25 protein-coding genes are annotated in these 26,434 nt (G+C 68.8%); 15 read left to right on the forward strand and 10 right to left on the reverse strand.

Going from position 1 to position 26,434, the window contains the following annotated elements:
• Positions 1 to 150 precede the first annotated feature (150 nt).
• The 5 genes from GGR16_RS19615 to argH all read right to left on the reverse strand — a co-directional run bounded on the left by GGR16_RS19615 (position 151) and on the right by argH (position 5,698).
• Positions 151 to 1,548 carry an MmgE/PrpD family protein gene (locus tag GGR16_RS19615; protein WP_183317707.1) on the reverse strand — a complete coding sequence of 466 codons (1,398 nt, stop codon included), beginning with the start codon at positions 1,546 to 1,548 and terminating at the stop codon, positions 151 to 153.
• A 77-nt stretch (positions 1,549 to 1,625) separates the two neighbouring features.
• Entirely contained in the window at positions 1,626 to 2,459 is an 834-nt protein-coding gene (locus GGR16_RS19620; protein WP_019402597.1) for an ABC transporter substrate-binding protein, read from the reverse strand.
• A 34-nt stretch (positions 2,460 to 2,493) separates the two neighbouring features.
• Positions 2,494 to 3,306, reverse strand: a complete 813-nt coding sequence (locus GGR16_RS19625) for an amino acid ABC transporter ATP-binding protein (protein WP_210289636.1) — start codon at positions 3,304 to 3,306, stop codon at positions 2,494 to 2,496.
• Between the two features lie 14 nt (positions 3,307 to 3,320).
• A complete protein-coding gene (locus GGR16_RS19630; RefSeq protein ID WP_019402595.1) occupies positions 3,321 to 4,166 on the reverse strand; it encodes an amino acid ABC transporter permease in 846 nt (281 codons plus the stop codon).
• Between the two features lie 122 nt (positions 4,167 to 4,288).
• Positions 4,289 to 5,698, reverse strand: coding sequence for an argininosuccinate lyase (gene argH / locus GGR16_RS19635; protein WP_019402594.1), 1,410 nt, complete (start codon positions 5,696 to 5,698; stop codon positions 4,289 to 4,291).
• 101 nt (positions 5,699 to 5,799) lie between these two features.
• On the opposite strand from argH, the gene GGR16_RS19640 reads away from it, so the two are divergent.
• A complete protein-coding gene (locus tag GGR16_RS19640; protein WP_183317708.1) occupies positions 5,800 to 6,738 on the forward strand; it encodes a LysR substrate-binding domain-containing protein in 939 nt (312 codons plus the stop codon).
• Here GGR16_RS19640 and GGR16_RS19645 read toward each other — a convergent pair.
• Positions 6,705 to 7,574, reverse strand: coding sequence for a polysaccharide deacetylase family protein (locus tag GGR16_RS19645; protein ID WP_183317709.1), 870 nt, complete (start codon positions 7,572 to 7,574; stop codon positions 6,705 to 6,707). The genes GGR16_RS19640 and GGR16_RS19645 overlap by 34 nt on opposite strands.
• Positions 7,575 to 7,665: 91 nt before the next feature.
• Positions 7,666 to 8,178 carry a GNAT family N-acetyltransferase gene (locus tag GGR16_RS19650; protein ID WP_019402591.1) on the reverse strand — a complete coding sequence of 171 codons (513 nt, stop codon included), beginning with the start codon at positions 8,176 to 8,178 and terminating at the stop codon, positions 7,666 to 7,668.
• Positions 8,179 to 8,364: 186 nt separating this feature from the next.
• Between GGR16_RS19650 and GGR16_RS19655 the strand changes: the two genes are divergently transcribed.
• Positions 8,365 to 9,030 (forward strand): aspartate/glutamate racemase family protein, encoded by a 666-nt coding sequence (locus tag GGR16_RS19655; protein WP_026015212.1) that lies wholly within the window; start codon positions 8,365 to 8,367, stop codon positions 9,028 to 9,030.
• A 12-nt stretch (positions 9,031 to 9,042) separates the two neighbouring features.
• Here GGR16_RS19655 and GGR16_RS19660 read toward each other — a convergent pair whose 3' ends face one another.
• Complete coding sequence (locus tag GGR16_RS19660) at positions 9,043 to 9,843, reverse strand: DeoR/GlpR family DNA-binding transcription regulator (protein WP_019402589.1); 801 nt, start codon at positions 9,841 to 9,843, stop codon at positions 9,043 to 9,045.
• A 217-nt stretch (positions 9,844 to 10,060) separates the two neighbouring features.
• Here GGR16_RS19660 and GGR16_RS19665 point away from each other — a divergent pair, with 217 nt between their 5' ends.
• From GGR16_RS19665 to GGR16_RS19725, 13 genes are all read left to right on the forward strand, one after another.
• Positions 10,061 to 10,993, forward strand: a complete 933-nt coding sequence (locus tag GGR16_RS19665; protein WP_183317710.1) for a PfkB family carbohydrate kinase — start codon at positions 10,061 to 10,063, stop codon at positions 10,991 to 10,993.
• Positions 10,994 to 11,224: 231 nt separating this feature from the next.
• On the forward strand, positions 11,225 to 12,625 hold the full coding sequence (locus tag GGR16_RS19670; protein WP_183317711.1) for a class II fructose-bisphosphate aldolase: 1,401 nt from the start codon (positions 11,225 to 11,227) through the stop codon (positions 12,623 to 12,625).
• A gap of 92 nt (positions 12,626 to 12,717) precedes the next feature.
• On the forward strand, positions 12,718 to 13,998 hold the full coding sequence (locus GGR16_RS19675; protein WP_183317712.1) for an ABC transporter substrate-binding protein: 1,281 nt from the start codon (positions 12,718 to 12,720) through the stop codon (positions 13,996 to 13,998).
• 111 nt (positions 13,999 to 14,109) lie between these two features.
• Entirely contained in the window at positions 14,110 to 15,000 is an 891-nt protein-coding gene (locus GGR16_RS19680) for a carbohydrate ABC transporter permease (protein ID WP_183317713.1), read from the forward strand.
• 1 nt (position 15,001) lies between these two features.
• A complete protein-coding gene (locus GGR16_RS19685; RefSeq protein WP_019402584.1) occupies positions 15,002 to 15,886 on the forward strand; it encodes a carbohydrate ABC transporter permease in 885 nt (294 codons plus the stop codon).
• Positions 15,887 to 16,298: 412 nt separating this feature from the next.
• A complete protein-coding gene (locus tag GGR16_RS19690; RefSeq protein ID WP_183317714.1) occupies positions 16,299 to 17,591 on the forward strand; it encodes an alanine racemase in 1,293 nt (430 codons plus the stop codon).
• A 14-nt stretch (positions 17,592 to 17,605) separates the two neighbouring features.
• The gene (locus GGR16_RS19695; RefSeq protein ID WP_026015209.1) at positions 17,606 to 18,265 is read left to right on the forward strand and encodes an amino acid ABC transporter permease; all 660 of its coding nucleotides are present in this window, start codon (positions 17,606 to 17,608) and stop codon (positions 18,263 to 18,265) included.
• Positions 18,266 to 18,273: 8 nt separating this feature from the next.
• Complete coding sequence (locus GGR16_RS19700; protein WP_019402581.1) at positions 18,274 to 18,924, forward strand: amino acid ABC transporter permease; 651 nt, start codon at positions 18,274 to 18,276, stop codon at positions 18,922 to 18,924.
• Positions 18,911 to 19,639, forward strand: a complete 729-nt coding sequence (locus tag GGR16_RS19705; RefSeq protein WP_019402580.1) for an amino acid ABC transporter ATP-binding protein — start codon at positions 18,911 to 18,913, stop codon at positions 19,637 to 19,639. Before GGR16_RS19700 ends, GGR16_RS19705 begins: the two co-directional genes overlap by 14 nt.
• A gap of 43 nt (positions 19,640 to 19,682) precedes the next feature.
• Complete coding sequence (locus GGR16_RS19710) at positions 19,683 to 20,471, forward strand: transporter substrate-binding domain-containing protein (RefSeq protein WP_019402579.1); 789 nt, start codon at positions 19,683 to 19,685, stop codon at positions 20,469 to 20,471.
• Positions 20,472 to 20,533: 62 nt separating this feature from the next.
• Positions 20,534 to 20,878 (forward strand): RidA family protein, encoded by a 345-nt coding sequence (locus tag GGR16_RS19715; protein WP_019402578.1) that lies wholly within the window; start codon positions 20,534 to 20,536, stop codon positions 20,876 to 20,878.
• 72 nt (positions 20,879 to 20,950) lie between these two features.
• Positions 20,951 to 21,997 (forward strand): M14 family metallopeptidase, encoded by a 1,047-nt coding sequence (locus GGR16_RS19720; RefSeq protein ID WP_026015208.1) that lies wholly within the window; start codon positions 20,951 to 20,953, stop codon positions 21,995 to 21,997.
• Between the two features lie 4 nt (positions 21,998 to 22,001).
• Positions 22,002 to 23,075 (forward strand): LacI family DNA-binding transcriptional regulator, encoded by a 1,074-nt coding sequence (locus tag GGR16_RS19725; protein WP_019402576.1) that lies wholly within the window; start codon positions 22,002 to 22,004, stop codon positions 23,073 to 23,075.
• Positions 23,076 to 23,088: 13 nt separating this feature from the next.
• Here the strand turns inward: GGR16_RS19725 and GGR16_RS19730 are convergent, their stop codons facing one another.
• On the reverse strand, positions 23,089 to 24,645 hold the full coding sequence (locus GGR16_RS19730) for an adenylate/guanylate cyclase domain-containing protein (protein WP_183317715.1): 1,557 nt from the start codon (positions 24,643 to 24,645) through the stop codon (positions 23,089 to 23,091).
• A gap of 186 nt (positions 24,646 to 24,831) precedes the next feature.
• Positions 24,832 to 26,433: an ABC transporter substrate-binding protein gene (locus GGR16_RS19735; protein WP_210289638.1), complete on the reverse strand. Its 1,602-nt coding sequence runs from the start codon at positions 26,431 to 26,433 to the stop codon at positions 24,832 to 24,834.
• Between the last annotated feature and the right edge of the window lies 1 nt (position 26,434).

The following is a 26,434-nucleotide window of genomic DNA, read 5'->3' on the forward strand; positions in this document are numbered from 1 at the left end:
CCCTGCACGGTCCGACCGGCGGGGCTATCCTGCGCTTTCAGACCGGTCCCGATGGGCCGGAAAATGGGCTGAACGCGCGCACTGCGGCTTCGTCGACACTTCGCTGCCCCGTCGTGGCGCGGGCTCAGGGAGTGGTCGCCGCGCCAAGCGTCAGTCGAAGACGGGCGGCCGCCGCGGCGCTCCGAGGGCGTCGCCGAGCCAGCGCATGTCCGGGTCGCCCCCGAGGTCGAGAACCCCGGCGACGAGGCGCTCGACGGCGGGGGCCGGCAGCGCCATGCCGCACAGCCCGCGCACCTTGTCGAAATAGGCCGCCTCGCCCACCGGATTGGCCGGCGAGCCGAGCGGGCTCGTCACGCGGGTCTCGAACGAGCGCCCGTCCCGCGCCGCGATCCGAACGAAGGGCTCGTCGGTTGCCGGGATGGCGTCGTCGGCGGTGAGCGCGATGCGGTCCATGGCTGCGCGCAGCAGGGGATCGGACCGGCGGACAGCGCGATAGGCGTCGAGCCCCGCATGGCCGAGCACGAGGCGGGCCGCGAGCGCATAGGGCAGGCTCATCTGCGCCTCGGGCAGGGTATCGACCGTCCGCCCGCCGCACATGTCGAGGAGGAAGCGGCTGAGCCGCACCTCGATGCGTTCGACGTCGCCGCCGTCAAGGCCGTTGTCGTCGAGAAGAAGGCCGAGCGCGTCGATGGAAGAATGCGTGCCACGGCACGACGCATAGGGCTTGAGCGACACGCGCTCCATGCGCCAGCGTTCGCCGAGGCCGATGGTCAGCGCTTCCGGCCGGGCGGAGGACTGGGCGAAGGTGGCGAGAAAGCCGCCCCAGCGATCCTCGAAAACGGCCGAGGGGCCCGTGACGCCGGCGCCGGCGAGCATCGCCGCGAGCAACCCGCCTTCGGCGGCGCGGCCGGCGTGGACGCGCTTCGTCTGGCTGCCGTCGTGGATGAAGGCCCACAGGCCGCCGCTGAAGCTCGCCGCATGGCCGAGGGCATGGGCCATGCGTGTCACATCGAGCTGCATCAGCCGTCCGGCCGCCACCGCGGCGCCGAAGGTGCCGCAGGTCGCGGTCGAGTGCCAGCCGGCGTTGTTGTGCGGCTCGTAGCCGCCGCAGGCCTCGAGCACCCGCCGGGCGACGTCATAGCCGAGGGTGACCGCGAGGATGAATTCGTCGCCGGAGATCGCGCGCTCGGACAGCGCGACCGCGGCCATGGCTGCCGGCACGACGACGGCGCCGGAATGGTCGCAGCCGCCGGTGTCGTCGAGCTCGAAGGCGTGGCAGGCGATGCCGTTGACGAGTGCGGCCGAGCGGGAGGCAAGGCGCCGGTCGGTGCCCCAGGCCGGGGCGGGGCCGGGCTCCTCCGTCGCCTCGACAAGGTCAAGGCAGGCCTGCGCCTCGCGCGAGGCGGCGCCGGCGATGCCGCAGGCCAGCGTATCGAGGATGTGCCGGGCGCTCTTGTCGCGGATGGGCCGGGGCAAGTCGTCGGGCGAAGCATGCACGACGAAGCGGGCAAGCGCGGCGGCGCGCAGGTTGTCGGCACTGGCTGTCATGGGGACCGCGGTGGAAGGGAAAGGACGCCGGGCGGAGGCCGCCCGGCGCAGTCGAGGGGAGAACCTGGAGCGGAGGCTTACTTAGCCTCGCCGTTGATCATCAGCTTGTCGAGCTTGGCGTCCTGAAGCTCCCACTTCTTCAGCACCTCCTCGTACGTGCCGTCGGCGATCATCTCCTTGAAGGCGTGGGCGACGGCGTCGCGCAGCTCCGTGTCCTTCTTGGCGAAGCCCATGCCCTGGTAGACGGAGGTGAAGGGCTTGCCGACGATGGCGTAGGTGTTGGGCTCGAGATTGAGCAGGTAGGGAAGCGTCTCGCTGCCCTGCACGGCGGCGTCGAGGCGCTTCTGGCGCAGCTGCGTGCGGGCATCGGCCGAGCCCTCGGTGCCGACGATCTTGAGCGCCGGCTTGCCGTTGGCCTCGCAGGTCGTCTTGCTCCACTTCTCCATCTCGGCGGGGAAGGACGTGCGGCGGCTCGCGCCCACGGTCTTGCCGCAGAGATCTTCCGGCGCCCTGTACTCGGCGGCGCGGTCGGCCGTCGTGTAGAACTGGGCGCCGGATTCGAGATAGTCGACGAAGTCGAGCGTCTCGCGGCGGCCGGGCAGGTCGCTCATGCCGCTCAGGATCATGTCGGCGCGGCCGGTGGTGAGCGCGCTCACCATCTGCTCGAAGCTGATCTCCTCCCACTTGATCTCAACGCCGAGCTTCTTGGCGAGCGCATTGCCGAGGTCGATATCGAGGCCGGTCAGAGTGCCGGTCTTCGGATCCTTGAACTCGAGCGGGGGATAGTTCGGCACGTTGGCGACGACGATCTGCTTCTTCGTCATGATGCGCTCGGGCAGCGCCTGGGCCATCGCCGCGCCGCCGGCAAGGGCGAGCGCGAGTGCGGAAAGGACGAGGGTACGTGTCTTCATGGCAGTTGGCTCCGTTGCTCCAGAAGTGATTGTCTTACTTGTGAACGGCGGAAATGAAGGCGCGCGTGCGCGCCTGTTGCGGATCGGTCAGCACCTTACGGGCGTCGCCGATCTCGACGAGCTGGCCCTGGTCCATGAAGGCGACCCGGTTGCCCACCTCGCGGGCGAAGCCGAGCTCGTGGGTGACCACGATCATCGTCATGCCGGAGCCGGCGAGGTCGCGCATCACGCCGAGCACCTCGCCGACGAGTTCCGGGTCGAGTGCGGAGGTCGGCTCGTCGAAGAGGAGGAGCTCGGGGCGCATGGCGAGCGCACGGGCGATGGCGACGCGCTGCTGCTGGCCGCCGGACAGGTGCGCAGGGTAGGCGTCGCGCTTGTCGGCGAGGCCGACGCGCGCCAGAAGCGCCTCGGCGCGCTCGCGGGCCTCGGCCGGCTTCTCGCCAAGCACCTGCACCGGGCCCTCGATGATGTTCTCGATCGCGGTGAGGTGGGGGAAGAGGTTGAAGCGCTGGAAGACCATGCCGATGCGGCGCCGCTGGCGCGCGATCTCGGCATCGGTCAATTCGTGCAGGAAGTTGCCGTCGCGCCGGTAGCCGACGAGCTCGCCAGCAACCCAGATGGCGCCGCCGTCGATGCGCTCGAGCTGGTTGATGCAGCGCAGGAAGGTGCTCTTGCCCGAGCCCGAGGGGCCGATGATGCAGACCACCTCGCCCTTCGGCACCGCGATGTCGATGCCCTTCAGCACCTCGTTGTCGCCGAAGCGCTTGCGCACATCTGCGGCGACGACGAGCGGGGCGGCCGGGGAAAGGTTCTGGTCGTCGGCTGCGGCGGTGGTGCGGATGTCCATGGCCAGTCCTCCCGTCACTTCGTATCGGCGGCGGGAGCCGCACCCTTGGAATAGTACTTCTCGATGCGCCCCTGGATGAGGCTGAGCGCCGTCACGACGATGAGGTACCAGAAGGCGGCGACGATCAGCAGCTCGATGACGCGCGAGTTGGCGTAGTAGATGTTCTGCGCGCTGTGCAGGATCTCGGCATACTGGATGACGCTGGCGAGCGAGGTGAGCTTGACCATGCCGATGAACTCGTTGCCCACCGGCGGGATGATGACGCGCATGGCCTGGGGCATGATGATGCGGCGCAGCATCTTGAGCCGCGTCATGCCGAGCGTCTGGGCCGCCTCGTACTGGCCGCGGTCGACCGAGAGAAGGCCGGCGCGCACGACCTCGGCCGTGAAGGCGCCCTGCTGGATGCCGAGGCCGAGGAGGGCGGCGACGAAGGGCGTCATCACCTCGACCGTCGGCACCGAGAAGAGGCCCGGAATGCCCATGGTCGGGAAGATGAGGGCGAGATTGAACCACAAGAGCAGCTGCAGCAGCGCCGGAACCGCGCGGAACAGCCAGATGTAGCCGAGCGCCGTGTAGGACAGCACCGGATTGTCCGACAGCCGCATGATGGCGAAGACGACGCCGAGCACGATGCCGACGACCATGGCGAGGATGGCCATGACGATGGTGTTGACGAGGCCGGTCATGATCGCCGGCACCGTCAGGAACTCGCCGACGTAGCTCCACTCGATCTGCCCGACGACGAAGGCGTGGGCGATGGCGGCCAGCGCCGCCAGGACCAGGGCGGCGGCGACCATCCGCCCATAGTGCCGCCGGGGCACATGGACGAGATGGCTGATCTGGTAGACGGTGTCGGTCATCGGCTTTGCTCGTTCTCCTGATCCCGCCGCGGCATCTTCGGCCGTCGGCAAGGGATCGTTCCTGGCATCGTCCATTGGGCCCTCGGCGCCGATGACGATGCTTTCCCCGGAAGTGTGCGCGCTCAGGCGCTTTCCGCCCAGCGCCGCTGCGCCTCGACAGTCCTCTTCAGCCGCTCGATCTGCTCGCCGACCCGCGCCGGCGAGGTGCCGCCATAGCCGCTGCGCGCGGCGACGGCCGCCTCGGGCGTCAGCCTGGGCAGAACGTCGGCACCGAGCCGTGCATCGACGGCGGCAAGGTCCGCCGGCGTCAGCTCCGACAGGTCGATGGCCATTTCCTCGCAATAGCGCACCAGCGACCCGGTGATCTCGTGCGCCTCGCTGAAGGGCACGCCGTTCTGCGACAGCCAGTCCGCGACCTCCGTCGCAAGGGTGAAGCCCTCGGTCGCCTGTTCGGCGAGGCGCTCGCGGTCGACCGCCATGGTGGCGATCATGCCGGCCATGGCGGGCAGCACGAGGTCGAGCGTGTCGATGGCCTCGAAGCTCGCCCACTTGTCCTCGGAGAGGTCGCGGTTGTAGGCGAAGGGCAGGCCCTTGAGCGCCACCAGGAGGCCGTTGAGGCTGGCGATGAGGCGCGCCGCGCGCCCGCGCGTCAGCTCTGCGATGTCCGCATTCTTCTTCTGCGGCATGATGGAAGAGCCGGTGGCATAGCCGTCGTCGAGGCTGACCCAGCGGAACTGCTTCGAGGACCAGAGGAAGACTTCCTCGGCGAGCCGCGAGAGGTTGACGCCGAGCATCGCCGTGACGAACAGGAACTCGGCCACGTGGTCGCGGCTGCCGACGGCATCGATCGAGTTCTCGCACGGGGCGTCGTAGCCGAGTTCCTTGGCCGACAGCTCGGGATGGAGCGCGATGGCGGAGCCGGCGAGCGCGGCGGCACCGAGGGGCGAGCGTGCGGCGCGCCGGTCGAAGTCGCGGAAGCGCTCGACGTCGCGCGAAAAGCCCTGGGCATGGGCGAGGAGCTGGTGGGCGAAGGTGACGGGCTGGGCCGGCTGCAGGTGGGTGAAGCCGGGGCAGAGCGTGTCGCGATGCTGTTCCGCCTGCGCGATCAGCGCCCCCTGCAGGGCGAGCACCTGGCTGGCGAGCCGGCGGGCGGCGCTGCGCAGGTGGAGCTTGAGGTCGTTCGCCGCCTGGTCGTTGCGCGAGCGGCCGGCCCGGAGCTTGCCTCCCAGCGCACCGAGCCGGTCCTTCAGCATGCGCTCGAGGAAGGTGTGCACGTCCTCGTCGGCCGGGGAGGGGGCGATGCGCCCGGCGCGCCAGTCTTCCCCGATCGCCTCGAGGGCGGCAATGATCTCGCCCGTCTCGGCCTCGGTCAGGATGCCGGCGCGCATCAGTTCGCGCGCATGCGCCACTGAGGATTGCAGGTCTTCCGGCACCAGGCGGAAATAGTTCGCCGGCGCCCGCGACAGATTCATCAGCGCCTCGGACGGCGGCGAGCGAAAGCGCGCACCCCACAGTCTCACCGGTTCGGTCATCCGCAATCCTCCTGTCACAATCGATGCTGGCACCGGCCCCGAAACTGGACAATTGAATAGATTTCCGAAACACTAGTCCAAAATGGAATAGGAGAGGGGGCATGACGCGCCCGCATCTGCCGACGACGACGGGGCTGCGCGTCGTGGCGGCGCTCGCCCAGCACGGCACGGTCTCGGCCGCGGCCCAGGCGCTCAACCTCACGCAGAGCGCGGTCAGCAAGCAGCTCAAGGCGGTGGAGGACCTCGTCGGCCTCGCGCTCTTCACGCGCACGAGCCGCGGACTGGCGCCGACCGAGGCCGGCGTCATCTACATCGCCCAGGCGCGCGTCGCCCTCGGCGCGCTGGAGACGGCGGCAGCCCGGGTTGCGGGCCTGCGCTCCTCGCGGCCGGCGCTCAGGCTGCACGTGCTGCCGATCCTGGGGGATCGCTGGTTCATGCCGCGCTTCTCGCGCTTCGTCGAGGCGCATCCCGATATCGAGGTGCAGTTCAGCACCTTCGCCGCCAGCGACACGGTGGAGGAGGCGGACATCGTCTTCCGCTTCGGTGACGGGCACTGGCCCGGCTGGCAGGCGGATTATTTCCTCGGCCGGGAGGTGCTCCTTGTCGGCGCACCGCAGTTCATCGCCCGCGGCGGCGGCATCGATGCGCCGGAGGATGCATGGCGCTTCCCGATTTTGGAGCATCGGCAGACGCCGCTCCACTGGAGCGACTTCGCCGCGAGCCACGGCATCGGCGATGTGCGACCGGAGCGGATGGTGCGGCTCGGCTATTATTCGCTCGTCATCCGCGCGGCCATCGCGGGACAGGGCCTGGCGCTGGTGCCGCGCAGCCTGATCCTCGACGAGCTCGCCGGCGGGCAACTCGTCAATCCGGCGGGGCTCGGCTACTCGAGCACCAATTGCTACTGGCTGACGACGCCGCTCGACCGGCCGCGGCATGCCGACCTCGCCACCTTCTGCGACTGGGCGCTGGCGGAAGCGCGCGAGACGGAAAGTACAGCGGCGGCTCAGGCGCCGCTCGCTGCCTCGCAGCGTTCGTAATGGTCGGCGATGTCGCGGCCCGTCGCCCACCAGACGTCGTCGAAGCACGCGACATGGGTCAGGAATTCGTCGAGCAGGCGATGGCGCATCGGCCGTCCCGACACCTGCGGATGCAGCATCATGGTGGTGACGCCGCCCCAGGCGTGCGTCTGCTCGAATTCGTCGCGCCAGATGGAGAGCACGGCCTCGCGGCCGAAGAGCGCGCGCGGGCTCATGCGGTGCGTGATGCCGAAGTTCCAATCGTCGAGGCTGTAGTTGACCGGGATCTCGATCGGCCCCGGCCCGTCCGGCAGCAGGTGGCGGTAGGGCCGGATGTCGTCTCGCCAGGAGCTGGAATAGCGGATGCCGCGCTCGCGCAGCATCTTGAGCAGCGCGACGCAGCTTTCGCCCGACGGCGCGCGGTAGCCCACGGGCACGACGCCGAGGACGCGCTTCAGCGCCTCGAAGCCCCGCTCCACCTCCTCGCGCATCACCTCGTCGTCGCCCGGCTCCGGCCGCAGGTGCCAGTAGCCGTGGTGGGCGATCTCGTGCCCCGCCTTCAGGATGGCCTCGCAGGCGGCGGGATGGGCGTCCACCGTCCAGCCGGTGACGAAGAAGGTCGCCTTGGCGCCGTGGTGGGCGAGCAGCTCGAGGAGCTTCGGGATGCCGACGCGCGCCTCGTAGCCGCCGTAGGACATGGTGACGAGGCGCTCGGCATTGCGCCGGTCGATGCCGAGCCAGACCGATTCGGCATCGACGTCGAAGCCGAGGAAGAAGGCGGACTGCTTGCCGTCGGGCCAGGGAAAGTCCGGGGCGGGCGGCGCGGGATTGGCCGGGCGGGGCATGTCGGCTGGCATGATCGTCTCCTCTTGCGGCCGATGCTGCCAGCCGGCGGGAAAATGCCAATTGAAATGATTTCCATGCCGCCAGTCGGCGATGGAATAGCCTCTATGAGGCCTCGGCGGCGAGCGCTGCGAGCTGCTCGCCCGGCAGGGTGTAATAGACCTTCTCCACCGCCCGCGCGCCGAGCGCGGCATAGAGCCGCTGGGCGCCCTCGTTGCCCCGGTCGGTGGTGAAGTCGATGCGGCCGATGCCGTTGTCGGCGGCGAAGCGCGCGATGAAGGCCATGAGGCCACGGCCGAGCCCCCGGCCCCGCGCCGCCTCGACGACGAAGAGGTCCTTCAGGTAGACGAGCCCCTTGAGGTCGCGGCCGGGCCGGATCACGGCGATGCAGGCGAGCCCGAGCGGCGCGCCGTCCGCGCCGCTGGCGAGCACGAAGCGCGTGCCCTCCCGCTCTCCGAGCGTCGCCGCGACCATCGCGCGATAGTCGCCCGCCGGCGGCAGCGCCTCGCCCGGGCGATAATGCGCATCCATGGCCGCGATGAGCGCTGCGACCGTCGCTGCATCCGCCGGCGTGGCGAAGGCGATGGAGACGGCGGATGCGGGAGCGGTGGCGGGCATTCCTGAGCGACCGGCGTTGAGGCGACGACGCGCGACCTTTGCCACGGCCGCGGCGAAAGGCAAGCGGGCATGAGCGCGACGGGTTCGCACTTGAAGGCCCGGCGACGGGGCGGAATAGTGGCGATCTCATTCATCCGGGCGGTCGAGCGCCGGTCGGCGCCGCCGTTTCTTCACCGCGAGGCCCGCATGACCGTGACCCTCGGCATCATCCACACGTCCGTGGCGACCCTCGACGTCTTCCCCGGCCTGATCCGCGCCGAGGCGCCCGAGCTCCGCATCATCAACATCCTGGACGATTCGATCCTGCCGGAGCTGCGCGACAACGGCGGGCGCCTCGAGGCCGTGCTGCCGCGCTGGGCCGGCTATTGCCGCACGGCGAAGGATCAGGGGGCGCGGCTCCTCCTCAACGCCTGCTCGTCGATCGGCGCGCTCGGCGCCACGGTTTCGTCGCAGGTCGGCATCCCGATCCTGCGGGTCGATGCCGGCATGGCGCGCGCGGCGGTGCGGCGCGGCCGGCGTATCGCCGTCATCGCCACCTTGCCCACCACGCTCGAGCCGACCACGGCGCTCGTCGAGGAGACGGCCCGGGCCGAAGGCGTCGAGGCCGATGTCGAGGCCGTGCTGGTGGAGGGTGCCTATGACGCCCTGATGGCGGGCGACCGCGACGGGCACGACCGGCGCCTCGTCGACGCATTGGGGGAGGTCGCGGCGCGCAGCGATGTCGTGGTGCTGGCCCAGGCCTCGATGGCGCGGGTGGTGCCGGCGCTCGCGGAGGAGGAGCGTGGCAAGGTGCTGGCGAGCCCGCCCTTCGCCGTGGCGGATGTCGTCGCGGCCCTCGCGCGGATCAGCTGATCAGAAGAGGTCTTAAGCCCGCTTCTTCTCGAGCGCAGGCTCCGCCTCGGCGATCAGCAGCTCGCAGCGCGCCTCCTCGATCATCGCCTTGATCGCTCCGACGGGCCGCCTGTCGGTGACGAGCACGTTGAAGTCGCGCAGGTGGGCGAGGCGCGCCATGGCGACCCGGCCGAACTTGCTGTGGTCGGCGAGCAGCACCCGGCGCCGGGCGTTGCGCAGCATGCTGCGCCCGACGATGACCTCCTCGTCCCGGTATTCCAGCAGGTTGCCCTCCGCATCGATGCCGCCGATGCTCGTCACCAACAGGTCGCAGCGGTACTGCTCGACGAATTCGGCGGCGAACATGCCGCAGACGGCACCGTTGTATTTCGTCCACCGGCCGCCGGTGACCTGGATCGAGACATCCGGGCAATCGGCGAGGATCGTGGCCGCCGAGATGCTGTTGGTGACGATGCGCAGACCGGCCGGCTGACATCTGGCGAGCGCCCGCGCAAAGGCGTCGACGGTGGTGCCGGGCGTCAGGAAGAGGGAATTGCCCGGCTTGACGAGGCGCGCCGCGGTCTCGGCGATCGCGGCCTTTTCCGCCGCGGTTTCCTCGTAGCGCAGGCTGTAGGCGGCATTCGCCGTGCTGCGGTTGACGCTCGCGCCCCCGTGGTGACGGCGCAGAAGCCCCCGGTCGGCGAGATCGCGAATGTCGCGGCGGATGGTCTGCGGCGACACGGCGAACATGTCCGCCATCTCCTCGATGGTCAGGTAGCCCTGCACCTCGAGGGTTTCGAGAATCCGGTCGTGGCGGGTGATCAGCGCAGCCATGATCTTGCCATAGCGCGCCCCGGCGGCGCCCGCAATGCTCGAAAAAGAAAACAGGCTTGCGGAAACGAAAACGGAATGCTCATCATGGAGGGCGCCTCATCTGCCGGGCAGGGACCGTCTGCCGGCCAGCCGGCGCCGAAGAAGAACATGCGGGCCGCATGAGCGGAACCGAACAGCCGTCGCAACGACGGCCCTTCGTGGGGGGACGTGGCGCGCCATGATGAGGATCGTCTGTGTCGGCAATCTCGTCCACGACGAAGTCTTCCGGGTCGGCGCGCTGCCGTCGTCGGGCATCAAGACGGGGGTGCTCGACTACGAATCGCGCTTCGGCGGCCCCGCCGCCACCGCGGCCGTCGCCATTGCCCGGCTCGGCGGCCGTGCCGCCTATTGGGGCCGGGTCGGCCAGGATGATGCCGGGCGCGAGGCGCTGCGGCTGATGCAGGCGAGCGGCGTCGACTGCAGCGGCGTCGCGCAGCTTCCCGCCGGCCGCACGCTGCGCGCCATCGTGCTCGTCGACGCGCGCGGCGAGCGCAGCATCGTCTCCGATCGGCGCAGCCTCGCGCCGGATCCCGCGGTGCTGCCGGACGATCCGCTCGACGGCACGGCGGCCGTCCTCGTCGACAGCCGTTGGCCGGCGGCGGCGGAGGTGGTGCTGGACCGGGCGCGCAAGCGCAGGGTTCCGACCATCTTCGACGCGGACGGCGGCCTGGCGGCCGACGGCGAGCGGTTGCTCGCCAAGGCTGATCACATCGTCTTCTCCAGCGAGGGTCTGCGCGACTATGCCGGCGAGGGGCCGCCCGAGCAGCTGCTGCGCCGGTGCGCCCGGGCGGCGCCGGGCCGGATCTTCGCCGTCACCCGCGGGGCGGAGGGCAGCCTGTGGCTGGTCGACGGCGACATCGTGCCCGTGCCGGCCTTCAGTGTCGCCATCGCCGACAGCACGGGTTGCGGCGACGTCTTCCACGGGGCCTATGCGCTCGGGTTGTGCGAGGGCATGTCGCCCGTCGTGGCGGCCCATTTCGCGGCTGCCGCGGCGGCGCTCAAGGGGGCGCGCGGGCGCGGCTGGGACGGCATGCCCGACCGGGCCGCCGTCGTGCGCCTGCTGACGGACGGCGAGCGGTCGCGCACCGAGGTCGCGCAGCTTGAGTCATAAATCGAAAATCGAATGTTGCGATTACGAAAGGAAAATGCCTAACTGGTGATCGAAAACAATCACGAACCACGACGGGAGGAGGCGATGCGCCGGCATGACCCGTTCCGTTGCAGCGGTGTCCGCGGCGGGCCGAAGGCCGGCACTGCAGCGGCGGCGATGACGGGCGGCATCCCAGCGAGGCCCCTCCGGCGCCGTGATGCGATCCGATCATCATCCGGGAAGGTATGACCCATGGGCTGTTCCACCGTTGCCGCGCTTGCCGAGGATCTCCGCAGCATCGACGTCGATCTCGCCAGGGGCGGGGATTTCTCGGCGAGCCGCCGGCCGCCGGCCGACATGATCGACCGCTGGGCGGAGACGGCCGCGCTGGGCGAGCCGGAGGCGCGGGCCCTCGCGATCTGGGCCATCCGCGAGGCGGCGCTGGCCGCCGGCATCGTGCCGGCGTCGGTGCAGGAGCTCTATCTCGCGCGGGCCGCGGGGCGCTGGGAGGGACGCACGGTTCCGGCCATGAACCTGCGCGGCTGGAGCTATCAGACCTGCCGGGCCGTCTTCCGCGCGGCGCGGGAGATGGATGCGGCGCTGTTCATTTTCGAGCAGGCGGTCGCCGAGGCGCTCTATGCCGCGCAGCCGCCGGTGGAATACACCGCCGCCGTGCTCGCCGCCGCCCTGCGCGAGGGGCACGAGGGGCCGGTCTTCCTCCAGGCCGACCATGACCAGGTCAATGCCGCCGCCTATGCCCGGGATGCGGCCGCCGAGATCGAACGGCTCGAGGCGGTGATGCGCGAGCAGGTGGCGGCCGGCTTCTACAGCATCGACATCGATGCCTCGACCGTCGTCGATCTGTCGCTGCCGACCGTGCGCGACCAGCAGCGCCTCAATGCGGAGCTGACCGCCCATTTCACGCGCTTCGTGCGCTCCATCGAGCCCGAGGGCGTGACAATCTCGCTCGGTGCCGAGATCGGCGAGGTGGGCCACGAGAACACCACTCCGGAAGAGCTGCGCGAGTTCATGGCCGTCTACCGGGAGGTTCTCGCCGCCGGGGACGGGGAGGTCGCGCCGGTCAGCAAGATCAGCATCAATTCGGGCACGCATCACGGCGGCAAGATGCTGCCGGACGGGACGCTCGCCGCCGTCGAGGTCGATTATGCCCTCGTCAGGACGATCTCGGACCTGTGCCGGTCCGAGTTCGGCATGGGCGGCGCGGTGCAGCACGGGGCCTCGACCCTGTCGGGCGAGCAGCTCGCCCGCTTCCCGCGCACGGGCGCCATCGAGATCCATCTGGCGCTCGGCTTCAACAACCTCATCTTCGACCATCCGCGCCTGCCGCAGGCGGTGAAGGACGAGATCAGGGACTACACCTTCGCCCATCATGGCGCCGAGCGGCACCCGGACGAGAACGACGTGCAGTTTCTCTACAACACCCGCAAGAAGGCCTGGAAAGTCATGAAGAAGCGCTTCTGGGAGCTGCCGCAGGACGTGCAGGCGGACATCATGGCCTCGCTTCAGGAGATGTTCCGCAACATGTTCACCTGGATGAACGTCGGCGAAACGCGCGCTCTGGTGCGCGAATATGCCCGCCCCGTGAAGGTGCACGCCACGAAGCCCGAGGCGATCACGCGATTGGCCCGCTGACGAGAAGAACGGGTTGATGACGAGAAGGGAGCCCGGCCGGGCCGAGAGCTCCCCGAAGACAGAGGAAACGCCACCATCTGAGGAGGACGATCATGAACAACAGACGCGGATCCGTGTGGTTGACCGCGGTCGCGACGACCCTTGCGGCGTCGCTCGCCATGTCGACATCGTCTGTCGCCCAGCAGCGCGAGGTGCGCTGGAACCAGTGGAAGGGCACGGAGGTCGGCGAGAAGTTCATGTCCGAGCTCAAGGCGGCCTTCGAGAAGGACCATCCGGACATCACGCTCGTGTCGGTCGATGCGCCCTTCACCGGTTTCCACGATCGCGCCATCGTGCAGCACCAGGCCAACAAGCTCGCCGACGTGCTGATGGTGCAGGTCGACTGGGTGGCCGAGTTCGCCGACCTCGGCATGATCGAGCCGCTCGACGACCTCATCGCCAAGGAGCCGCCGGAGTTCTTCGGCAATATTCCCTCCGCCTTCCACCAGAAATGGCGCGGCAAGCAATATTACCTGCCCGTCGAAAGCGGCTCGGTCGCGCTGTTCTACAATACCGACCTGTTTGCGGCCGCCGGCCTGTCCGACCCGCCGAAGACGTGGGACGAATTCGCCGAGATGGCGCGCAAGCTCACCGACCCGGAAAAGCGCCAGTTCGCGGTGACCGCCACGCTCCAGTCGGAGCCGCCGACGAACATGACCTACGACATCTATCCGCTGATCCTGCAGGCGGGCGGCACGCTCATCGACGCCGAGACCAACAAGGCCGCCTTCAACAGCCCCGAGGGTGTCGCGGCGATCGAGTGGTATGTGGAGCGCGTCAACAAGGACAAGATCAGCGTGCCGGGCGTCCTCAGCAACGGCGAGAAGGAGAAGCGCGCGAACTTCGCCTCCGGCAACATCGCCATGATGTTCGAGGGGCCGTGGGGCATCGCCATCCAGCGCCAGCTCAACCCCAACCTCAACTACAAGATCGCCCCGCTGCCCGAGGGCAAGACCACCGGCACCATGGTGCGCGGCTCGCTCAACACCCTGACCGCCCAGGCCAAGGACAAGGAGGCCGCCTGGACCTTCCTCAAGTGGCTGTCCGGCCCCAGGGGCATGGCGATCTGGTCCAAGGGCACCGGCGCGCTGCCCGCGCGCACCGATGTCATGAACGAGGAGTGGTTCAAGGAGAAGACCGAGTTCGCCGCCTTCGTCTCGCAGATGGAGCGCCCCACGGCCCAGTCGCCCTTCCTCGTCATGCCGAACGCGGTGCAGATGAACAAGATCATGACCACGGAAGTGCAGAACGTCGTGCAGGGCAAGAAGAGTGCGAAGGAGGCCCTCGACGACGCCGCGGCCGAGTGGAACAAGATCTTCGCCGCGACGAAATAGGCGCACGGCTCCTCTCGGGCCTGCTCCGGCAGGCCCCTGCCGACCTTCCCTCTTGTTCAGGGGGCCGCGTCGCCGCATGGCGGCCGGCCCCCGACAACGGCCGGGTGAGCCATGCCCTCGTTTCGAAACCGCTTTCACGATGAAATTCTGGCCTATTCCTTTCTCTGGCCATCGCTCCTGATCCTCGTCGCCCTGCTCATCTATCCGCTCGGCGAGGTCATCCGCCTCAGCTTCTACGACAGCAACCTGCAGCGGGAGACCTGGGTCGGCCTCGGCAATTATGCGGCGTTGATGGACGACCCGCTCTTCTGGCAGGCCTTCGGCCAGACGGTGGTGTTCACGGCGGCGAGCGTCGCGCTGCATCTCGTCATCGGCCTCGGGCTCGCCCTCCTGCTCAACATGCAGCTCAACGAGACCTTCCGCTCGCTGGCGCGGGGGCTGCTCATCGTGCCCTGGCTGCTGGCGCCGACCGTGGCGGGCATGATCTGGGTGCTGATGCTCGCGCCCTTCGGCGTGTTCAACGGCCTTCTCGCCCGCCTCGGGTTCATCGACATCAATTTCGCCACGTCCTGGCTCGGCGATCCCGCGACGGCGCTCGGCTCCGTCACGGCCATGAACGTGTGGCGCGCCTTTCCCTTCTTCATGGTCATGCTGCTCGCCGGGCTGCAGGCCATCCCGAAGCATCTCTACGAGGCGGCCGACATCGACGGCGCCTCCGGCCTGCAGAAGTTCTGGCACATCACCCTGCCGCAGCTGCGCGGCGTCATCACCACGATCGTGCTGCTCGATTCGATCTGGACCTTCCGCGCCTTCGACCCCGTCTTCGTCATGACCGGCGGCGGGCCGGCCCATTCCTCCGAGGTGCTGGCGACCGTGATCTATTTCGACGGCTTCCAGAAGCTGCGCTTCGGCTATGCCTCGGCGGAGGCGATGGTGATGTTCATCGTCCTCTTCGTCGTCAGCGCCATCTACGTGCGCCGCACCATGAGCAAGGAGCACTGAGATGCTGATGCCTGCGACCGAACCGGCCGTCGTCTCTCCCTATTACCTCGGCCTGCGCAACCGCGAGCGGCTGATGCGGCTCCTCGCCTATGGGCTGCTCATCCTCGCCATCGTCATCGTGTTCTTCCCCCTCGCATGGATGGGCACCGTCTCGGTGCGGCCCAACCTCGAAGTGACGAAGATGCCGCCGGACTGGGTGCCGGAGGTCTTCACGCTCGAGCCCTATGCCAAGATCTTCTCCAGCCCGCGTTATCTCGTCGTCTTCGCCAACACGATGATCATATCGCTCGTGGTCACGGCCCTGTCGCTGGTGCTCGGGGCGACGGCGGCCTATGCGCTGGCACGCTTCCGCTTCGCCGGCCAGCGCGCCGTGCTGATGTTCCTGATCACGACGCAGATGTTCCCGCTCGTGCTCCTGTGCATCCCCTATTTCCGCATCTTCATCACGTTCGGCCTCTACGACACGCGCACGGCGCTCGTGATCGTCTATCTCACCTTCACGCTGCCCTTCTGCATCCTCATGCTGCGCAGCTATTTCCTCAACATCCCGCGCGACATCGAGGAGGCGGCGATGGTCGACGGCTGCTCCCGGCTCGGCGCCATCTTCCGCACCTTGGTGCCGATGTCCTATCCGGCCTTCATCGGCGCGGGTCTCTACACGTTTCTTCTGGCCTGGAACGAGTTCCTCTTCGCGGTGGTGCTCATCGAATCCTGGGGCAACCGCGTGCTGACCATGGCGATCTACAGCCTGATGGCCGAGTTCGTCACCGAGTGGAACATGATGATGGCCTTCTCCGTCCTCGCCAGCCTGCCGCTCGTCGTCGCCTTCATCTTCCTGCAGAAATACATGGTGCAGGGCATGACCGCCGGCGCTCTGACCTCCTGAACGGGGCGGCCGCCGACACCTGTCTCGCCTGCTGCGCAGCGGGCGAGCAAAGCATAGAAAGCTCACCAGTAATGCGCCCCGAAAAGCTTTCAGGGCGCATTACTATTTGTGGGCAAATAAACACCGTTCGCGAGCCGGCTTGTTATCGATAATGCTCTGCGCTAGATTTTGAGCGTTGCAGAAAAGTGTTTCAGCTTTGGCGTTCCTCCAGCCCGACGCCAACGACTTCCGGCCCTGAGTGGCTCTCATCCCCCCAAATTCCGACGGCCTGCTCAGGGTCGTTTCCTTTTGTGCCGTGGTCGGCCCGGAGGCCAGCGCGCGCTCAATCCCGACATCCGGAAATGACAACGTTGTCATCGATCGAAATTCCTCTATGGTAACGTTGTCATAGCGAGTCGAGCGGTGGGGGAACATGCAGCGCGCCGATGCCGTGTGGGGTGAGGTCGACAGCCGTTTCCGCGGCATTCCCGTGGAATGCGGCGCCGTCGGGCTCGATGCCGTTGCGGCCTTCGGCTGGCATCCGGCGGCCGGGGACATGGCGTTGCCGGTATTGACCCTGGACGAGGTGGCCTTTGCCGGCAATTGCGAGCTGATGTTCGCCTATGCCCGCTCACACGGCGTCCTCATCGCCCCCCACGCGAAAACGCCGATGTCGCCGCACCTCGCGCGCACCCTCGTCGCCCGCGGCGCCTGGGGCGCGACGGTCGCGAATGTGCAGCAGGCTTCGGTCATGGCCCATGCGGGCATCGAGCGTCTGCTGCTCGCCAACGAGATCGGTGGCCGCTCCGGTGCCCGCCAGCTCGGCGCCTTCCTCAAGGCCTGGCCGGGCGTCGACCTGCGCGCCTTCGCCGATTCGCCGGCCTGCGTCGCGGCCCTTGCCGAGGCCGCGCGCCTTGCCGGGCGCGTGCTGCCTGTCCTCGTCGAGGTGGGCGGCGCGCGGGCCGGCGCGCGGGACCTCGCTGCGGTCGAGGCGATCGTCGCCGCCGTCGCCGAGGCGGACGGCAGCCTCGTGCTCGACGGTGTCGCCGCCTATGAAGGCGCCGTGGCTGGCGCCGATGCCGCGGCGACGCGTGACGCGATCGGCGCCCTGATGGCGCTTGCGGGGGAGGCCTTCGCCCGCGTGCGCCGGGCCGCGCCCGGCCGGCCGCTGATCGTCACGGCCGGCGGCTCGTCTTACTTCGACAGGGTGGTCGCGGCGCTCGGGCCGCTGGTGCGTGCGGACGGCAATGCCGCCCTCATGCTGCGCAGCGGCGCCATCTTCTTCCACGACCACGGCGTCTATGCCCGCGCCCTTTCGGGCCTCGACGCGCGCAACGGCTTTTCGATCGATGGCAAGGTCGTGAAGGCGGCCGAGGCCTTCCGCCCGGCGCTGCGGCTGTGGGCGGAGGTGCTGTCGCGGCCGGAGCCGGGCCTTGCCATCTGCGGCATGGGCATGCGCGACGTCTCCTTCGACCAGGGCGTGCCGGTGCCGCTCGAGGCGTTTCGCGATGGCGCGCCGATCGGCAGCCTGTTAGGCGCCGCCGTCGTCAAGCTCAACGATCAGCACGCCTTCCTGCAACTGCCGGACGATGCGTCGCTCGCGGTCGGCGACATCGTCGCCTTCGGCATCTCGCATCCGTGCACCTGCCTCGACCGCTGGCGCCTCGTGTTCGGCCTTGGCCCGGACGGGCGGGTGGCGAACGCCTATCCGACGTTCTTCGGCTGAGGCACGCCATGACGCTGAACTTCAGCCAGCTCTGGCGCTACGACGACCTGCTCCTGCACGGGGCGCTGCTGACGCTGCTCCTGACGGTGATCGCGGCGGTCGCGGGCACCCTGATCGGCGTCTGCGGGGCCGTGCTGGTGCGGGGCGGGCCGCGGCCGGTGCGCTGGGCCATCCGTGGCTATATCGAGGTCATCCGCAACACGCCGGCACTGATCCAGCTCTTCATCATCTTCTTCGTGCTGCCGAGCCTCGGGTTGCGCCTGCCGCCCTTTGAGGCGGCGGCGGTGGCGCTGAGCATCTATTTCGGGGCCTATGCCATCGAGATCATCCGCGCCGGGCTCGACGCCATCCCGCGTGCCCAGCTGGAGGCCGGCGAATGCCTCGGGCTCACGCGCTGGCAGGTCTTCCGACACATCGTCTTCCTGCCGGCGCTGCGGACCATCTATCCCTCCTTCACCAGCCAGTTCGTGCTGCTTCTGCTCGGCACCTCGCTCGCCTCACAGGTCTCGGCCGAGGAGCTGTTCCACACCGGCGGCTTCATCGACAGCCGCACCTTCCGCAGCTTCGAGGTCTACGCCGTCGTCTGCGCCATCTACTTCGCGCTCGTCATGGCCTTCAAGCTCGTCTTCGCCGGGCTCCAGAGGCTCATGTTCCGCTGGCCGGTGCGGCGCTGAGGGTTCCCATGCGCACGTTCAACGAAGCCGATCTCATCTCGCTGTTCTCGGCCCTGCGCTGGACGGTGGTTCTCGTCGCCCTGGCGCTCGCCTGCGGCGGCCCGCTGGCGCTGCTGCTCGCGCTCATGCGCTCGAGCCGGCTCGCGCCGCTGCGCTGGCTGGCAGCCGGTGTCCTGCAGCTCGTGCAGGGGGTGCCGCTCCTCGGCCTGCTCATGTTCTTCTATTTCGGCATGCCGGTGTTCCTCGGCATCGAGGTGCCGTCCCTCGTCGCCGTCGGCGTCGCCTTCACGGCCTATACCGCCGTCTTTCTCGGCGAGATCTGGCGTGGCGGCATCGAGGCGGTGAAGCAGACCCAGTGGGAGGCGGCGGCCTGCCTCGGGCTGACGCGCTGGCAGCAGTTCCGCTACGTCGTCGGGCCGCAGGCCTTCCGCATGGCGCTGCCGCCGACGGTCGGCTTCCTGGTGCAGCTCATCAAGAACACCTCGCTCGCCTCGGTCGTCGGCTTCGTCGAGCTCGCCCGCGCCGGACAGATGGCGAGCGCCGCGACCTTCCAGCCGCTGCTCGTCTACTCGGTGGTGGCGGCGATCTATTTCACGCTGTGCCTGCCGCTCACGGTCTGGTCCCGCAAACTGGAGGCCCGTCTCAATGGCGCTCGTTGAAATTCGCGACGTCCACAAGAGCTTCGGCGACGTCGAGGTGCTGAAGGGCATCACGCTCGATGTCGAGAAGGGGGACATCGTCACCATCATCGGTCGCTCGGGTTCGGGCAAGTCGACGCTGCTGCGCTGCATCAACGCGCTGGAGACCATCAACGGCGGCGAGATCCGCATCGAGGGCGAACGGATCGCCGCCGACATGCCCAACCTCAGGCAGCTGCGCCAGCGGGTGGGCATCGTCTTCCAGGCCTTCAACCTGTTCCCGCACCTGACCGTCGAGCGCAACATCACGCTCGCTCCGGTGCTGACCGGCAAGATCGCCAAGGACAAGGCGCGGGACCTGGCGCGTGACGTGCTCGCGCGCGTCGGCCTGGCCGAGAAGATCGACGCCTGGCCCGAGCAATTGTCGGGGGGCCAGCAGCAGCGCGTGGCGATTGCCCGCTGCCTCGCCATGTCGCCGCATCTGATGCTGTTCGACGAGGTGACGTCGGCGCTCGATCCCGAGCTCGTCGGCGAGGTGCTGAAGGTGATGGAGGACATGGCGCGCCAGGGCATGACCATGATCCTCGTCACGCACGAGATGGGCTTTGCCCGCACCGTCGCCACCAAGCTCGTCTTCATGCACCAGGGCAGGGTCTGGGAGCAGGGCAAGCCCGCCGAGCTCTTCGCCGACCCCAGGACCCCCGAGCTCAGGAACTTCATCAGCTCCGTCAAATAGGCGCAACGGTGAGCGCCCAAGGAGAAGTCAGAGGAGAACGAGGATGAGGATTTTCGCAACACTCGCCGCCGCGGCGATCGCCTGCGCGACGCTCGCCATGCCGGACGCCGCGCGCGCCGACAAGCTGCAGGACGCGATCAGCGCCGGCAAGCTGCGCGTCGGCGTCCTGATGGATGTCGCCCCCTGGGGCTTCAAGGACGAGAAGGGCGAGGCCACCGGCCTCGACATCGATCTCGCCAAGCTGCTGGCCGCCGACATGGGCGTGAAGCTCGAGCTCGTGCCGGTGACGGGCGCGAGCCGCATCCCGAGCCTGCTCGCCGACAAGGTCGACATCCTGATCGCCGCCGCCGGCGCCACGCCCGAGCGCGCCCAGCAGGTCATGTTCTCGCAGCCCTATGCGGCGGTGAACCTCGGTGTCTACGGCGCCAAGGACATGCCGGCCGCCAAGGCGGCCGACGAGCTGAAGGACCGCACGGTCGCCGTCGCCAAGGGCACGACGCTCGATGTCTGGCTCACCGACAATGCGCCGGGCGTCAAGCTGGTGCGCTTCGAGGACGCGCCGTCCGCCGTCGCGGCCTATCTCGCCGGCCAGGCCCAGGCCTTCGCCGAGAACAGCGCCATCGCGCTCAAGGTGTCGGACGACAATCCCGGCAAGGAGGTGGAGCTGAAGTTCCTCATCCGCCAGTCGCCCGCCCATGTTGCCGTGCGCCAGGGCGAGCAGAACCTGCTCAACTGGATCAACACGGCGCTCTTCTACAACCGCATGAACGGCAAGCTCGCCGAGCTGCAGAAGCGCTGGTTCAAAGAAGCGCAGGACCTGCCGCACATGTGACGCCAAGTGGCGGCGCGGGCCCGCGCCGCCACCTCACCCGCAGCAAGAAGAGAGATCAGAAGATGATCCAGCGTTATCAGGCCGGCAAGCGCATGAGCCAGGCCGTCGTCTACAATGGCACCGTCTATATCGCCGGCCAGGTCGCCGACGACCCGAAGGGCTCGCTCGAGGCGCAGACCCGTTCCGTGCTCGCCAAGATCGAGGCGCTGCTCGCCGAGGCCGGCTCCGACAAGTCGAAGCTCGTGGCCGTCAACGTCTTCCTGCCGCATATCACCGATTTCGACGCCATGAACGCGGTCTACGACGCCTGGATCGACCCGGCCAATCCGCCGGCCCGGGCCTGCGTCGAGGCGCGCCTCGCCAATCCGGACCTGCGCGTGGAGATGACGGCGGTCGCCGCGCTCTGAGCCCTGCTCGAGGCCACGGCCATGGCCGTGGCCGCCTCGCGGGCCCCTTGCCCGCCCATCAAGGTCCGCTTCATGCACACCGGCCTCATCCATTCGATCGATTTCGACGCCGACGGCAAGCAGTCCGGCCATCTGCGCCTGCCGTATTCCATCGACCGCTCGCCCTATTTCCACATCCACGTCCCCATCTGCCGCATCCGTAACGGTGCCGGGCCGCGGGTGCTGCTGATGGCGGGCAACCACGGCGACGAATACGAGGGAGAGCTGCTGCTGGCGCGGCTGATGCGCCGGCTCGCGCCGGCCGCCGTGCGGGGCGAGATCACCATCCTGCCCATGGTCAACGTGCCGGCGGTCATGGCGGCGCGGCGGCGCTCGCCCTACGACGACGGCAATCTCAACCGGGCCTTCCCCGGCAGCGCGGACGGGACGCCGACCGCGCGCATCGCCCATTTCCTCGAGCACGATCTCTTCCGCCGTCACGACGTCGTCTTCGACCTGCATGCGGGCGGCACTTCCATGGCGCATCTGCCCTGCGCGCTCATCGAGCAGCAGGGGCCGCCGGAGCGTTTCGCGCGGGCGCTTCAGCTGATGCAGGCGCTCGCCATGCCCTACGGCTTCGTCGCCGAGAACGGCGCGGCAGCGCCGACCTCCATGGGCGCGGCGGCACGGGCCGGCGCCATCGGCATCAGCGGCGAGTTCGGCGGCGGGGCGACGGTCACGCGCGAGACCATGCGCCTGACGGCGCGGGCCATCGACAATCTGCTCATCGCCACGGGCGCCATCGCCGCGCCGGTCCTGTCCGAGGCGGACCGGCCGGCCGAGCCGATGCAACTGCTCGCCCTCGACAGCCACGACCAGGCCATCTATGCCACGCGCCGCGGCTGGTTCGAGCCGGTGGCGGATGTCGGCGACCGCGTGGCGGCGGGTGATCTCGCAGGCTATTACCATGACCTGACACGGCTCGACCTGCCGGAGGAGGCACTCCATTTCGGGCAGGGGGGCATCGTCATCTCGCGGCGGCTGCACACGGACAGCGAGGCCGGCGACTGCCTGATCCAGGTGGCGCGCCCGGTCGCGGCCGGCGATCTTGCCGCGCCGCAGGCGGATATCGGGGGGTGAGGGCGTGAGCGCTGAGAACGGCAGGCGGCAGCCCACCATCGACGACGTTCTGCGCCTGCCGGCCTCGGCCGGCCCCGCCGCCTCGGGCGAGCGGGCGATGCGCATCGAGGATGTCGCCGCGCTCGCCGGCGTCTCGCCCATCACGGTCTCGCGCGCCCTGCGCGACCCCTCCAAGGTCGCGGACAAGAGCCGCAAGCGCATCCTCGAGGTGGTCGAGCGCACGGGCTATGCCCTCAATCCCCACGCGCGGGCGTTGCGCTCCGGCCGTTCCGACATCGTGGCGGCCTTCGTCTCGAATATTCTGAGCCCCCAGTTCGGCCTTGCGGTGCGGGCCTGCGCCGCCATTCTGGAGCCCGAAGGCTTCCAGCTCATGATCGGCCAGACGTCCTATTCCTATGCGCGCGAGACGGCGATGATCCGCTCGCTGCGCCAGATCAGGCCGGCGGCGGTCATGTTCACCGGCGTCATCGAGCTCGAGGACAACCGCCGCTTCCTCGCCGGGCTCGGCATTCCGGTGATGGAGACCTGGGCCTATCCGCGCGACCCGATCGACATGCTGGTCGGCTTCTCCAACATCGACGGCGGGCGGATGGCCGCCGATTGCCTCGCCGATGCGGGCTATCAACGCGTCGCCTATGTGGGCCGCAGCGGCGGGCGCGGCGCCTTGCGCCGCAAGGGCTTCGCCGCCCGGGCCGGGGAGCGCGGCCTCACGGTCGCCTGCGAGTTCACCGTCGACGTGGTCGAGAGCGTGGCGGACGGGCGCGCCGCCTTCCATGCCCTGCGCGAGCGGGCGCCGGAGGTCCAGGCGGTGTTCTTCGCCAACGATCTTCTGGCCGTCGGCGCGCTGATGGAGGCCCGGCGGCTCGGCCTCGACGTGCCGGGCGACATCGCCATCCTCGGGTTCGGCGACAACGATCTCGCCGATGCGCTGAGCCCGGGGCTGACGACGCTCGCCATCGACGTCGAGGCCCTCGGCAGGCGCGCCGGGGAGATGATTCTGAAGCGCCTGCGGGGCGAGGAGCTGGCCGATCCCGTCACCGTCTTCGAGCCCGTGCTGCACCGGCGGGGCAGCATCTGAGGGAGCGGTTTGGTCACATGGCGCGCGGCCGCTCCCGTCCGGCCCGGGTCTCCAGCGCCGTCAGCGCCTTTTCGAGGAGCCGGCGCGTCTCGCCCGCCGAGCAGGCGTCGAGCGCCTTGATGTCGAGGAAGAGGTCGAGGCCCTGGGCCTGGCCGTGGATGACCTCGGCTTCGGCCGCCCCGGCGAGCCCCCGCACGACATAGGGCACGACCGCGCGGCTCACGCCCTTGACCGCGATCGGCGCGAGTGCCTCGGCCTCGACGATGTCGCGCACCAGCGCATAGGTCTCGTAGCTGATGACGATCGAGCCCGGCTGCGCGACGGCCTGCAGGCGCGCCGCGAGGTTCGCCTCCGCCCCGATGATCGTGTAGTCCATGCGGTTGTCGCTGCCGAAATTGCCGACGTGGCAGAAGCCGGTGTTGATGCCCATGCGCACCTCCAGCGGCTCGGCGAGGCCGCGCTTGCGCCATTCGGCGTTGAGCCGGCCGAGTGCCGCCTGCATGTCGAGCGCCATGCGCACGGCCGCCGCCGCATCCTCCCGGACGCCGCGCGTATCGGGATCGCCGAAGAAGAGCAGGATGGCGTCGCCGACGAACTTGTCGATGGTCGCCCCGTGGCGCAGCGCGATGACCGACATCTCGGTGAAATATTCGTTGAGGAGCGCGGTCAGGTCCTCCGGCTGCAGGCGCTCCGTCAGGGCCGTGAAGTCCTTGATGTCGGAGAAAAAGATGGTGAGCTTCTTGCGCTCGGCGGTGATGGCGACATCCTTGGCGCCGCTGAAGATGCTGCGGTAGACCTGCGGCGAGAGATAGCGCGCGATCTTGGCCGAGACGGTGCCGAGGAAGGCGTTCGCCTGCGCGAGCTCGCCGTTCATGTGGCGGATGAGCGCCGTCTGCCGGCTCTGCATGCGGATGAAGGCGAGGCCGCACGCCGCCACCACCGCGAAATAGACGAGCAGGGACTGGAAAGAGAAGATGCTCGCCTCGATGGGCCGGCGCACGGTGACCTCCTGCACGCCGCGCACGTCGCCGACGCGCCAGTTCTGCTTCGGGCTGTCGGGATGGCTGTTATGGCAGGCGACGCAGGCCGGGCCCATGACGATGGGCGTCGCGATGCGCACCGTGCGGTCGACGAGCGTGCCCGAGACGTCGACGACCGGCCTCGTCGCATCCTGCCTGAGCTGTTCGAGCGCCGTCTGCTCGAAGGCGTCGATCGGATGGCCCGCGCGCTTGCGGAAGGGAAAATCCGAGAAAATGCGGACCTTGACCGCTCCATCACGCGCGCTGATGCGCTTGCCGAGCTCGATGGACATGGCCGTCGGCATCGGGGCCTCCTCGCCATGGCTTTCGCTGTCGAGCCGCCCCAGCACGTCATTGGCGTAATAGGTGCGCATCTCGTCGATGAGCACGCCGATCTCGGTCGCCTCGCCCTGCATCATCCGCGTGGACAGGCCCCTCAGGTCGAGCCACACCGCGAGAGGAAGCCCGATGACGAGCGGCAGGATGAGGAAGGCGAGCGAGGTCGTCGCTGTCCGGTGCTGGTGCTGTGTGTGCGAACGAGGAGCGAGCATGGCTGACCCACGAGCCGGGGGCCCGCCGCCGGACGGGTGCCCGGCCGGCGGTGCCGACGGGGTGAGAATGCGCGGATCGCGTTTCCTGCGCATTGCGTCCGAAACGTTTTTGGTTTCGTCTCTTGCGGTTTTGCCGCAACAATCGTTCGATTCAACCTATCTGCAGTTTCGTTTCGGCTTCGCTTTTCAACGCGAGGCTTCCCCATCGAGGTCGACGCCCTCGAAGACGTGGCGCCCGAGCGGGTCGATGCCGAAGCCCTTCACCTCCTTGCGTGTGGCCATGAAGACGATGGAATGGGCGAGGGGAACCCAGGGAGCCTCGCGCTTGAAGATCTCCTGTGCCTGTCGGTAGAGCGTCTCGCGCTCGCTGCGGTCGCTCGTGGCCTTGGCGCGCGTGACGAGCGCGTCGTATTCGGGCAGGCACCACTTGGCCACGTTGTTGCCGCCGGGCCGGGCCGCCGCGCAGCCGAGGAGCACGTTGAGGAAATTGTCGGGGTCGCCGTTGTCGCCGGTCCAGCCGTAGAGCGCGAGCGGCGGCTCGCCGGCCTGCAGCTTCACGCGGTACTGGTCCCACTCCTCGGTGACGAGGCGGGTGCGCATGCCGATGCGCGCGAGATCGGCCTGCACCAGCTCGGCGACGCGGCGGCCGTCGGGATTGTACGGCCGGTTGACGGGCATGTACCAGAGATCGGTGTCGAGCCCGTCCGGGTAGCCCGCCTCGGCGATCAGGCGCCGGGCCTGCGCGGGGTCGTAAGGGTAGTCTTCGATCGCCTCGTTGTAGGACCACAGCAGGGGCGGGATCGGGTTCTTGGCCACCGTGCCGGTGCCCTGGTGCACGGCCTCGATGATGGCGCGCTTGTCGATCGCCATGTTGACGGCGCGCCGCAGCTCGACGTTGTCGAAGGGCGGGCGCGCGGCGTTCATGGCGAGATAGCCGATGTTGAGCCCTTCCTGCTGCAGGAGGCGCAGCGACGGATTGGCGGCGATCGCCTCCCGGTCGCTCGGGTTGGGGAAGGCCATGATGTGGCACTCGCCCGCCTTGAGCTTGGCGAGCCGCACGGCCGGATTGGGCGTGATGGAGAAGACGAGGGTGTCGATCTTCTGCCGCCCGTTCCAGTGGTCGGCGAAGGCCCGGTAGCGGATGGCGATGTCCTTCTGGTAGCCGACCAGCGCGAACGGCCCGGTGCCGACGGGATCGGCATCGAGCCGCGCGGGCTCGCCCCGGCGCAGCAGGAGCTCGCCGTATTCCGCCGACAGCATCACGTTGAACGGCATCGCGAGATTGGCGAGGAACGGCGCCTCGGCACGGGCAAGGCTGATGCGGACGGTGTGGTCGTCGACCTTCTCGATGGCGCGGATGAGGTCCGGCATGCCGAGGTCGCGGAAATAGTCGAAGGTGGCTCCCGGCGTGCCGTGGAAGGGGTGGTCCTCCTTCCACTGCCGCATCAGGGAGAAGAGGACGTCGTCGGCGTTGAAGTCGCGGGTCGGGGTGAAGACGGCGTTGGCATGGAACTTCACCCCCCGCCGCAGGTGGAAGGTGTAGGTGGTGCCGTCCGGCGAGATCTCCCAGGATTCGGCGAGCGCCGGCACAATCTGCGTCGTGCCGGGCACGAATTCGACGAGGTTGTTGAACATCGGCCGCCCCGCGTTCATGCCCGTCGTGGTCGTCACGATCTGCGGGTTGAGGGCCTCCGGGCTGCCTTCCGAGCAGAAGACCAGCGTCTTGGCGGCGGCGGGCGAGGCGGCGAGGGCGAGCGCCAGGGCGCCGGCCACCAGGTATTTCATCATG

The sequence above is a fragment of the Chelatococcus caeni genome (assembly GCF_014196925.1).
Lineage (GTDB): Bacteria > Pseudomonadota > Alphaproteobacteria > Rhizobiales > Beijerinckiaceae > Chelatococcus_A > Chelatococcus_A caeni.

Bases quoted from the DNA above. Each gene is read 5' to 3' on its own strand.
- GGR16_RS19650 (WP_019402591.1), bottom strand. From the start codon at position 8,178: ATGCCCGCCACCGCTCCCGCATCCGCCGTCTCCATCGCCTTCGCCACG.
- GGR16_RS19705 (WP_019402580.1), top strand. From the start codon at position 18,911: ATGGCGCTCGTTGAAATTCGCGACGTCCACAAGAGCTTCGGCGACGTC.
- GGR16_RS19655 (WP_026015212.1), top strand. From the start codon at position 8,365: ATGACCGTGACCCTCGGCATCATCCACACGTCCGTGGCGACCCTCGAC.
- GGR16_RS19690 (WP_183317714.1), top strand. From the start codon at position 16,299: ATGCAGCGCGCCGATGCCGTGTGGGGTGAGGTCGACAGCCGTTTCCGC.
- GGR16_RS19720 (WP_026015208.1), top strand. From the start codon at position 20,951: ATGCACACCGGCCTCATCCATTCGATCGATTTCGACGCCGACGGCAAG.
- GGR16_RS19630 (WP_019402595.1), bottom strand. From the start codon at position 4,166: ATGACCGACACCGTCTACCAGATCAGCCATCTCGTCCATGTGCCCCGG.
- GGR16_RS19670 (WP_183317711.1), top strand. From the start codon at position 11,225: ATGGGCTGTTCCACCGTTGCCGCGCTTGCCGAGGATCTCCGCAGCATC.
- GGR16_RS19620 (WP_019402597.1), bottom strand. From the start codon at position 2,459: ATGAAGACACGTACCCTCGTCCTTTCCGCACTCGCGCTCGCCCTTGCC.
- argH (WP_019402594.1), bottom strand. From the start codon at position 5,698: ATGACCGAACCGGTGAGACTGTGGGGTGCGCGCTTTCGCTCGCCGCCG.
- GGR16_RS19645 (WP_183317709.1), bottom strand. From the start codon at position 7,574: ATGCCAGCCGACATGCCCCGCCCGGCCAATCCCGCGCCGCCCGCCCCG.
- GGR16_RS19710 (WP_019402579.1), top strand. From the start codon at position 19,683: ATGAGGATTTTCGCAACACTCGCCGCCGCGGCGATCGCCTGCGCGACG.
- GGR16_RS19685 (WP_019402584.1), top strand. From the start codon at position 15,002: ATGCTGATGCCTGCGACCGAACCGGCCGTCGTCTCTCCCTATTACCTC.
- GGR16_RS19715 (WP_019402578.1), top strand. From the start codon at position 20,534: ATGATCCAGCGTTATCAGGCCGGCAAGCGCATGAGCCAGGCCGTCGTC.
- GGR16_RS19625 (WP_210289636.1), bottom strand. From the start codon at position 3,306: ATGGACATCCGCACCACCGCCGCAGCCGACGACCAGAACCTTTCCCCG.
- GGR16_RS19730 (WP_183317715.1), bottom strand. From the start codon at position 24,645: ATGCTCGCTCCTCGTTCGCACACACAGCACCAGCACCGGACAGCGACG.
- GGR16_RS19615 (WP_183317707.1), bottom strand. From the start codon at position 1,548: ATGACAGCCAGTGCCGACAACCTGCGCGCCGCCGCGCTTGCCCGCTTC.
- GGR16_RS19665 (WP_183317710.1), top strand. From the start codon at position 10,061: ATGATGAGGATCGTCTGTGTCGGCAATCTCGTCCACGACGAAGTCTTC.
- GGR16_RS19640 (WP_183317708.1), top strand. From the start codon at position 5,800: ATGACGCGCCCGCATCTGCCGACGACGACGGGGCTGCGCGTCGTGGCG.
- GGR16_RS19660 (WP_019402589.1), bottom strand. From the start codon at position 9,843: ATGGCTGCGCTGATCACCCGCCACGACCGGATTCTCGAAACCCTCGAG.
- GGR16_RS19735 (WP_210289638.1), bottom strand. From the start codon at position 26,433: ATGATGAAATACCTGGTGGCCGGCGCCCTGGCGCTCGCCCTCGCCGCC.
- GGR16_RS19680 (WP_183317713.1), top strand. From the start codon at position 14,110: ATGCCCTCGTTTCGAAACCGCTTTCACGATGAAATTCTGGCCTATTCC.
- GGR16_RS19675 (WP_183317712.1), top strand. From the start codon at position 12,718: ATGAACAACAGACGCGGATCCGTGTGGTTGACCGCGGTCGCGACGACC.
- GGR16_RS19700 (WP_019402581.1), top strand. From the start codon at position 18,274: ATGCGCACGTTCAACGAAGCCGATCTCATCTCGCTGTTCTCGGCCCTG.